A 9,362-nucleotide genomic window follows, 5' to 3' on the forward strand; every position below is an offset into this window, starting at 1 on the left:
GCGAAGTTTTCTCACCTTTATTGGGGGTATTCCGATCGTGAGCCCCGACTCCGCGCAGACGGCGGTCGTCGTCGTCAACTACGGCGCGTCGTCCCTCGTGGCGCAGAATCTCGCCCCTCTCGAGGCCGAGCGCCCGGATGCGCTCATCGTGCTGGTCGACAGCTTCTCGGACGCGGCAGAGCGGCAGCGGGCGGCCGCGCTCGCCGCCGGACGGGGCTGGGAGTTCGTGGCCCCCGACGGCAATGTCGGTTTCGGCGGCGGTTGCGACCTCGGTGCTGCGCGAGCGCTGGAGCGCGGGGCGACGCGCATCCTGCTCCTCAATCCCGACGCGCGGCTGGAGCCGGGCGCGCTGGCGGTGCTCGAGTCCGAGGTGGAGGCGGACCCAATGGTCCTCGTCGCACCGAGGATCGAGCGGCCCGACGGCTCGGTGTGGTCCGTGGGCTCCGACCTGTACCTCGCGGACGGGCGGATCCGCTCGGTCCGAGCGCGGTCGCGCTTCCCGGGCGCCCAGCGGGCCTTCTGGCTGAGCGGGGCGTGCCTGCTGCTCTCCAGCACGCTGTGGACGCGGATCGACGGCTTCCGCGGCCAGTACTTCCTCTACTGGGAGGACGTCGACTTCTCCTGGCGTGTGGTCGCGGCCGGGGGGCGGCTGGCCGTGCGGGGCGATGCGCTGGCGGTCCACGCCGAGGGCGGCACCCAGGGCGAGGATGCGGGGCGCCAGTCCGCCGGGGAGCCGAAGTCGGACACGTACTACGCCTACAACATCCGCAACCGCCTGGTCTTCGCTCGTCTCAACCTGCCGGACGAGGCGGTGAGGAGGTGGCGCCGCCTCCCTCTGTCCCTGCGGATCGCGTGGGAGGTGCTGCTGCAGGGCGGCCGCCGGCAGTTGCTCCATCGGCCGGGTCTGCTGTTCCTCGCCCTGCGGGCCGTGCGCGCGGGGCGCAGGTTCGCGGTATCCCCCACCAACAGGGGCCAGAAAGGTGAGAATTCCTCGCGGTAGACTTCTGGGGCGCGGACCCGACACCGTGCGAACTGGGAGCGTAGCCATGACCACTCCGGCCGACCAGGACGAGCAGCCCCGCCGCCGCCGAATCATCCCGTGGATCGCGGGCGGCAGCGCCGTCGTGCTCTGCGCAGCGGGCATCACCTGGGGCGTCCTCAGCGCCCAGTCCGCTCCCACGAAACCGACCCATACCCTCGTTGCGGTCGGGACCCCTGTGCCGAGCGCACCAGCCATCCCGGGCCCCACAGCGAGCGCCGCGCCCGGAGCGAAGGCCGCAGACCCCATGACCGCGCCCACGCCCGACCCCCGCTTCGGCGCCCCGGTCGCGCAGACGGTCACGACGGGCGACGCGAGCTCCTTCGGCGGCGACGTGACCGTCACCGTCTCGCCCTTCACGGAGGTCACCATCTCCGCCGCCGGTCCAGGCGAGGTCAGCGGGCCGGGCATGAAGGCGACGGTCGTCGTGCGCAACGGCGGCTCCAAGCCGGTCGACCTTAGCACCCTCGCGGTGAACGGCTATTACGGCGACGACTACACGCCCGCATCGCCGATCGCGTCCGAGACCAACGGCCTGACGGGCCAGCTGGCTGCCGGGCAGGAGACCTCCGGCGAGTACGTCTTCTCGGTGCCGGCCGCATCGCAGTCGGCGTTCCGCGTCACGGTCGGCAGCGGTGCGTCGCCGATCGTCCTCGTGAAGTAACACCGTCTTCACGGCGAGAGCCGGGAGCGCCCGATCGGGTCGCTCCCGGCTCGTCGTCATTTGCGGGCGACGTCCGCGGTGTTGTCGGCGTCCTCAGAACGGTTGGCGCCGGCGTCGGCGCTGGCCTCGTCCTCCGGGGCCGAGAGCGACGCTGACGCCGCGACGGACGACACCTCCTGCGGCGCCGCCTCCGGCGCATCCTCGCCCTCAGGCCGGCCCTTGGAGGGCTTCTCCGGCCCGGGCTTCGGCGCAGAGTCCCCCCGGGACGCCCCCGAGCTGAACTTGCGCAGTGGGTTCATCGGGACGCGCCGTGCGCCGTCGCCCGCGGACGCGGTCTGCTCGTCGGCCTGGTAGTAGTAGTACGCGTTGCCGGTCCGCTTCCCGCGCGCCTTGTTGAGCACGACCCCGGCGACCGAGCCGCCGGCACGCCGGATGGCCTCCACGGTGTGCATCAGCTGGTTGCGCCGCACCGCCGAGCGGTCCACGATCACGACGGTGCCGTCCGACTCCGTGACGAGGGACGCGGCATCCGCGACGGCGGCCAGCGGCGGGGTGTCGATCACGATGACGTCGAACATGGTCCGCGCTTCGGCGATCAGCGAGCTCATCGCCTTCGACGACAGCAGCTCGCTCGGGTTCGGCGGGATGCGGCCGGAGGTGAGCACGGTCAGCGAGCCGTCGCCCCAGGGCTGCACCGCGTGGGCGAGCGAGATGCGCCCGGCCAGGATGGTGCTGAGCCCCGTCTCCTGCACGAGCCCGGTGTACCGCGCGATCGCCGGGCGGCGGAGGTCGGCGTCAATGAGCAGGACGCGCTTGTCGCCCTCGCTCAGCGCGATGGCCAGGTTCGTGGCCACCGTCGACTTGCCCTCCCCGAGGATGGACGACGTCAGCACGAACACCGGGGACGGCACGTCCACCGCCAGGAACTCGAGGTTGGCCCGCAGCTGCCGGAAGTCCTCGGCGCTCCCCGACCGTGTGTCCCCGACCATGGCGAGCGCCTGACCCGCGCCACGGCGGCGCCGGATCGTGCCGAGGCTGGGCGCTCCGCTGACCGCGACCGCCTTCTCCTCCGAGTCGATGCGGGTGCTCAGCGCCTCCCAGAGCAGGAGGGCGCCGACCGCGGCGAGGATGCCGACGATGAGCCCGAGCAGGACGTTCAGCCGCTCGTTAGGCGCCGACGGTCCGGCCGGCTGGACCGCGGGTTCGATGACGCGTGTGCTGACCGTGCCGTTGCCCTGGGCGTTCTTGGGTGCGATGTCCTCCACCTGGGTCTTCAGACTGGCGGCGGCGGCATTGGCGATGTCGGTCGCCCGCTTCGCCGACGTGTCCGTCACATCCAGCTGCAGCACGACGGTGTTCTGGGGCGTCGTGACCGTGATCTGCTTCGCCAGGGTCGCCGGGGACACGCTGAGGTCCAGGCTGTCGATCACCGGCTGCAGCACGACCGGAGCGGTGGCGAGCTGGGCGAAGGAGAGCATCTGGTTCTGCGTGTAGGTCGAGCCCTGGTTGATGTCGTTGCCCGTGACGCCCGCGTTCAGGGAGAAGTAGAGGCTCGTCGTGGAGGTGTACATCCGGGTCGCCAGCTGGCTCGCGCCCCATCCCGCGATGGCGCCGATGAGCGCGCCCACCAGCACCACGTACCAGAAGCGGCGGAACAGGGCGAGATACGGGTTCCGGGTCATGACAGTTCCTTCAGGGGTATCGGGAGGGCCGGGCCGGTCGGGACCCGGGTCGCGGACGCTTCCGCGGCGGGGCTGATGCGCGCGGTGCGTGCCAGCCATTGGCTGCTCGCGGCGATACCCGCGACAGCGAAGAGCAGGATGGAGTACTGGGTGATCAGGGCGACGGTGGCGAGCGCCGGGATCTGCGCGACGACGGCGATCGTCGCCGGAGTCGCCCGCCCGCGCACGACCACCCACAGCGCCCCGACGAGAGCGATGCAGGCCAGAAGGAGCGCGAGGATGCCGTTGGTCAGCCCGGTCAGCACGAGCTGGCTGTCGATGGAGACGAAGTGGGCGAAGTGCAGGGTGCCCGTCGAGTCGCGCTGAGCGGAGTCCGCGACGCCGATCGGGTTCATGCTGCCGAGCAGGGAGAGCAGGTCGCCGCGGTAGTCGGCGCTGCCGGTCGCCTCTGTCCCGGCGTCGTCGAACACCGACAGCACCAGCGGCGACGCGGCCACCGCGGCGACCACCAGGACCGAGAGCGTCACTGTGCGGGCCTTCACGGAGAGGTCGCGCGAGAAGAACACGGACAGCAGCAGCGCGATCGCCGCGCACAGCATGGCCGTGCGGCTGAAGCTCACCACGCAGCCGGCCAGCATGATCGCGACCATCGCAAGGCGTAGCCACAGGCGGAACGGCGCGGCGATCGCGAACGGAATCGCCAGGGCGAGGCTCGAGCCGAGGGCGATCGAGTGTCCGAAGGCGGCCTCGGCGCGGGAGACGCCGCCGCGCTCCTGGATGGTGCCCCACGCGCTGTAGAGGCCGTTCGAGGCGTGGATGAGCACGAACGGGTTGAACCCGGTGACGAACTCGACGACCGCCACAGCGCCGACGATGCTGAAGACGATCGCGATCGCCGCGCTCAGCCAGCTCAGGGAGACACGAAGGGCGGCCAGCCGGCCGACCAGGTAGCCGACGGCGAAGTACGAGACCGTGGTGATCAGCGTCGCGTAGGCGATGGAGCCGTTGGCCCCGAACAGGCCGGCGATGCCGAGCACGAGAAGGATGATGAGGAAGACGTCCGCCGGCACGAGGTGGAACCGGGGCGCGGGCACCAGGGCGGCGATGACGACCAGGCCGACGGCGCTCACCGCCGGAAGGAAGAGCTTGCCGTTGAACCCGACGCCGATGCCGATCCAGATGGGGATGAAGCAGAGGGCGGCGAGCCACAGGACCACCGATGCCCGCGGAGCACGGCGGAGGACGATGAGCAGCAGGGCGGCAGCGACGACGCCGAGCACCTGGATCATCAGGTGGTCAACGGAGGTCCCCGTCATCTTCGTGCCTCTCGTCTGCGGGTCGGTCGCAACTGCCGGGGTCGGTCCGGCTGAGAAGTGGTCTCATGCTACTCGTCCGGCCGGGACGGCCGATCAAGTGGAACCGGGCGGGGCGTTGGCACGCCCCGCCCGGTCGTGTGCTGCTCGCGGTCAGGCTACGGGCACCACCTGGAAGCCGGTGTAGCGGACGACGACCGGGGTCGTCGTCGCTGTTCCCGACAGGTACTCGCGGAGGCCGACGCTGCCGGCGGTCTGCAGGGCGGCGGTGGAGTCCGTCGCCTGCAGCTGCCAGTTCGCCGGGGCGGTCTGCGACGCCGACCAGACCGAGGCCTTGATCGTCGTCGGGTTCGTGCCCGTCACCTGCACCCGCACGGAGAGCGTGTCTCCGGCGGCGTAGGTGATGCCGGCGATGTTCGCCGCGCTCAGGACCGTCGACCCCTGGAGCAGCTGGAGCTGCACCTGGCCGGTGGCCTTGATCCAGACCCGCGCTTCGTAGTCCGTCGAGCCCACCAGTCGGCCGATGGCGGAGACGTACGTCCCGCCGCCGGTCGGCATCGTGGTCGTGCTCAGCTTCACTGTGGTGTCGGTGCTGGTCGACGAGACGCCGTTGAGCGAGCTCGTGCGGCTGGCGCCCAGGGTGGCGGACTGCTGGCCGTATCCGGGTGCGACCGAGTAGTTGGTCGCACCTCCGCTGACGGTCCACGCTCCGCCGGTGTCGGCGTTGCCCCACCCGCTGGCGAGCGTGCGGTTGAACGTGTCGGCGGCGAGCGGCTGCGGTCCGACCGGGGCCGTCGGGCTGACGGTCGTGGTCTTCTGCGCGGTCGCGCCCTGGTTGTCGGTCACCGTCAGCGTGATCGTGTAGGTGCCGGCCGCGGCGTAGGTGTGCGTCGCGGTGGCTCCCGTCCCGGTCTGCCCGTCACCGTAGTTCCATGCGTAGCCGGCGATCGTGCCGTCCGGGTCGGACGATCCGGAGCCGTCCACCGACACCGTCAGGTTCGAGGTGCTGGAGGTGAAGGCGGCGACCGGCGGCTGGTTGACCGGAGCGGTCACCGTGACCGAGTGGGTGGTCGCGGTGGAGGCGGCTCCCTGGTTGTCCGTGACCGTCAGGCCGACCGTATAGGTGCCGGCGGCGGCGTAGGTGTGCGTCGTCGTGGCCCCCGTGCCGGTCTGGCCGTCACCGAAGTCCCAGGCGTAGCCCGTCACGGTTCCGTCCGGATCGCTGGACGTGCTCCCGTCGAGCGAGACCGTGAGGTTGCTCGCCGTCGAGGTGAAGGCCGCCGTCGGCGCCTGGTTGGCCTTGGCTGCGGTCACCGGGTGGGTGACGACGGCCGAGGTCGCGCCGGAGTTGTCGGTGACCGTCAGCGACACCGTGTAGGTGCCCGCGTCCTGGTACACGTGGGTCGGCGTGGCGCCGACTCCCGTCGACCCGTCTCCGAAGTCCCAGGCGTACGAGGCGACCGTGCCGTCCGGGTCGCTGGACGCCGTGGCGTCGAACGCTCCGCTCAGGTTGGTCATCGTCGCCGTGAAGGCCGCGGTGGGCGCCTGGTTCGGCTTGGTGCCGGTGCCCAGGTTGTAGTGGTCGAGCACGGTGGACGCGCTGAGCACCGTCGGGTACACCGCGGCCTCGTCGATCGTGCCGTTGAACCACGGGCTCGACGAACCCCAGGTGGTGTCCCCGCCGACCCGCCAGTAGCCGCTGTACGACTGCGCGCTGGTCTGCGGGTTCGTCCCGGAGAGCTGACCGTCGAGGTACAGCTTCATGCCGTCGGGTCCCTGCGTGGCGACCACGTGGTGCCAGGCGCCGTCGTTGTACGACGGTCCCGTCGTGATCGTGTTCGTCTGGCCGGTCCAGGTGCCGAACACCAGCTGACCGTTGTCCTGCATGTAGACGTGGCGGTCGTAGTTGCTGGAGGTGCCGCTGGTGGCGTCCCCGAATCCGATGATCTTGCCGCCGGAGTTGGTGGTCGTCTTGAACCACGCCTCTTCGGTGTAGACCGTCGGGTTGGAGTCCTGCGTCCCGTTGATCACGGCCCCGCCGTTGAAGGCGACCGCGGTGTTCGAGACTCCGGCGATGGCTCCCGCCTGCTGCTGCGAGTAGGTGCCCTGGTAGTTGCCGGTCACGCCGTTCGGTCCGGCGTCGGCAGCGGTGCTGCCGAGCGTCTCACCGAGGCGCCAGTAGAACTCCGGGTTTCCGGCGTAGACAGCCGCGCCGTACGCGTCGCTCGGCGCGGCCGGGATCGGCGACGGCTGTCCGGCCGCGACGATCTGGGAGGCGATGGTGGTCCGGCTCAGGGCCGTCGGGTAGAACGCGACCTGGGCGATGGACCCCGCGAAGTTCTGGCTCGACGGCTGCGCCGGCCATCCGTTCAGGTTGTCGCCGCCGATCCGCCAGTAGCCGCTGTACGGCTGACCGCTGGTGACGTCCGTCCGGGTGCCGACGAGCTTGCCGTCGACGTACAGCTGCATGCCGTTCGAGCTGAGGCTTGCGGTGATCTGGTGCCACTTCCCGTCGTTGAAGGATGCGGCGCTGTTCACCGTCGCGACTCCGCCCGGGTAGACGCCGAACCAGATCCGTCCGGAGTTGTCCATGTACACGTGCCGGTCGTAGCTGCCCGAGGTCCCGGTGTTCGAGTTGCCGAAGCCGAGGATCTTGCCGCCCGAGGTGGTGGTGGTGTTGATCCAGGCCTGAGCCGTGAACGTGTTCGGTCCGGTGATCTGCTGACCGGGCGTCACCCAGCTGTTGCCGTCGAAGACGGCCGAGCCGGAGCCGGAGATCGGTCCGTTGCTGGAGCGGGTGACCCCGCTCGGCAGCGTCAGGTCGTTGAAGCCGACGTGGTCGTAAGCCGTCTGACCGCTGGTCTCATCCATCGGCCAGTAGGCGCTGGCGCCCGCCCCGGTCACGCTGTCGGAGTAGCTGCTCGATCCGTTCGTGGACGAGACGGTCACGCTGGGCGTGTCCCTCGACGTGGTGTTGTTGTCGGGGTCGAAGACCTTCACGTGGTAGATGTGCGTCGATCCCGGAGCGAGGCCCGTGTCGACGAAGCCCATGGGGGGCGTCGTGTAGAAGTTGGACCGCTGGGTGACCGTGTACACCGGGGTGGTGCCGGCGTCGCGGTACACCTTGTAGGTCAGGTAGCCGTTGTCCATGTCGTAGGTGGCGTTCCACGAGACGCGGACCTGGCCGCTGGCGAACGAGACGGCCTTCGGCACGAGCGGGATGCCCTGCGGGCCGACCTTGTTGGGTGCGACGGAGCGAACCGCGAACCGGGTGAGGCCCTGCGAGGCGACGCCGTTCACGCTCGGGAACTCACCGCCGGCGATCACGTACTTGGAGTTGCCCGCGACCGACCAGGTCGCCTGCCCCTGTCCCGTGTACTTGCCGGTGGTGAAGTTCGGGAAGAAGTCCTGCAGCGCCGGGGAGGGCTTTCCGCCCCAGTTGAAGTACCCCATCGGGTCGTTGGCGAGCGTGCCCACCGCGGCGGCCGAGAAGCCGAGCAGGTGGTGGAACGTCCACGTCGGGGAGGTCTGCGGGAAGCCGCCGCCTGCGATGTTGCCGCAATAGTGCGGGTGGCCGACGACGTAGAGCACGGAGTTGACGGGTGCCACCGAGTAGGTGTCGCCGTGGCAGTCCTCGATCCACTGGACGTTGCCGGTCGACGGATCGGCCGAGAACGCCCCTTCGAGGTTGCCGGTGCCGCCCACCCAGTCATAGCCGGATCCGTAGATCGCCGTGGGCGTCGCGGCCAGCGCCGTGATGCTGGCGTTCTTGCCGTAGTCCTGCACGACCTGGTTCACCGCCCACGGGACGTAGGCGCCCGTGGTGGCGTCGACCGAGCCGAGGCCCAGGGCCGCCATGCCGGAGAGGCTGGCGAACTGACCGCCGACGTAGACGCGCGAGCCGTCGGTGCTGGCCGTGATCGCGTTCACGTTGTAGTCCGCGTCCGCCTGGAACGGCAGCGTGGCTCCGGTGTTCGGGTCGAGGGCCGCGACGCGCTGCTTGGCCACACCGTTGGCGCTGGTGAACCAGCCTCCGGCGTACACCGCGTTGTTGGTGACGGTGAGTGCGCGGACGGAGGCGCTCATCACCGGCTTGAACGAGGTGATGCGCTGGCCGGTCGCGGTGCTGTACGCCGCGATCCGGTAGGCGCCGACGCCGTCGGACGTCGTGAAGTCGCCCGCGACGTACACCTTGGTGCCGTCGGGGGAGCCGGCGACCGCGAGCGCCTGGCCGTTCAGGCTGGGCGCGAAGTTGGTGAGCAGCGCGCCGGTGGTGACGTCGAAGGCGAGCACGTTGTTGCGGGGGACCGTGTTCACCCCCGCTGCCGAGCCGGCCGGGCGTGCGGTGGTGAAGCTGCCGGCCACGTAGTCGACGTTGCCCACCACGGCCTGCGACCAGACGACGCCGTCGATCTGAGGGGTGGGGAGCACGTCGGCCGTGACCGTCGGTGGTGTGGCCGGATCGGCCGGGTTGGGAGGCGCGCTGTCGGCGAAAGCGGGGCCGGCGGCGAAGAATGTGCCGAGGCCGAGCGCGATGGCTGTTGTGATGGCGAGCGTCCGCGCTCGGTTCATTCGGTTCATGGTCGGGTCTCCATGGGGGTCGGGTCGGGCCGAGTCATGTCCCCTCACGGTGAAGTGACACTTCCTCAACATTGCCTACAGGC

General features: G+C 70.3%; 5 protein-coding genes. 2 read left to right on the forward strand and 3 right to left on the reverse strand.

The window, feature by feature from the left end; genetic code table 11:
- Positions 1-37 precede the first annotated feature (37 nt).
- Together ACTJI1_RS00905 and ACTJI1_RS00910 are read left to right on the forward strand one after the other, a co-directional pair.
- Positions 38-1,000 (forward strand): glycosyltransferase, encoded by a 963-nt coding sequence (locus tag ACTJI1_RS00905; protein WP_440741180.1) that lies wholly within the window; start codon positions 38-40, stop codon positions 998-1,000.
- A 46-nt stretch (positions 1,001-1,046) separates the two neighbouring features.
- Positions 1,047-1,703, forward strand: coding sequence for a hypothetical protein (locus ACTJI1_RS00910; RefSeq protein WP_440741181.1), 657 nt, complete (start codon positions 1,047-1,049; stop codon positions 1,701-1,703).
- A 56-nt stretch (positions 1,704-1,759) separates the two neighbouring features.
- Here ACTJI1_RS00910 and ACTJI1_RS00915 read toward each other — a convergent pair whose 3' ends face one another.
- The 3 genes from ACTJI1_RS00915 to ACTJI1_RS00925 all read right to left on the reverse strand — a co-directional run bounded on the left by ACTJI1_RS00915 (position 1,760) and on the right by ACTJI1_RS00925 (position 9,270).
- Positions 1,760-3,385 (reverse strand): polysaccharide biosynthesis tyrosine autokinase, encoded by a 1,626-nt coding sequence (locus ACTJI1_RS00915; protein WP_440741182.1) that lies wholly within the window; start codon positions 3,383-3,385, stop codon positions 1,760-1,762.
- A complete protein-coding gene (locus ACTJI1_RS00920; RefSeq protein WP_440741183.1) occupies positions 3,382-4,701 on the reverse strand; it encodes a hypothetical protein in 1,320 nt (439 codons plus the stop codon). The genes ACTJI1_RS00915 and ACTJI1_RS00920 overlap by 4 nt, the downstream gene beginning before the upstream one ends.
- 150 nt (positions 4,702-4,851) lie before the next feature.
- Positions 4,852-9,270, reverse strand: coding sequence for a PKD domain-containing protein (locus ACTJI1_RS00925; protein ID WP_440741184.1), 4,419 nt, complete (start codon positions 9,268-9,270; stop codon positions 4,852-4,854).
- Positions 9,271-9,362: the final 92 nt, after the last annotated feature.

Source organism: Leifsonia sp. 22587, from assembly GCF_052044215.1.
Taxonomy (GTDB): domain Bacteria; phylum Actinomycetota; class Actinomycetes; order Actinomycetales; family Microbacteriaceae; genus Leifsonia; species Leifsonia shinshuensis_C.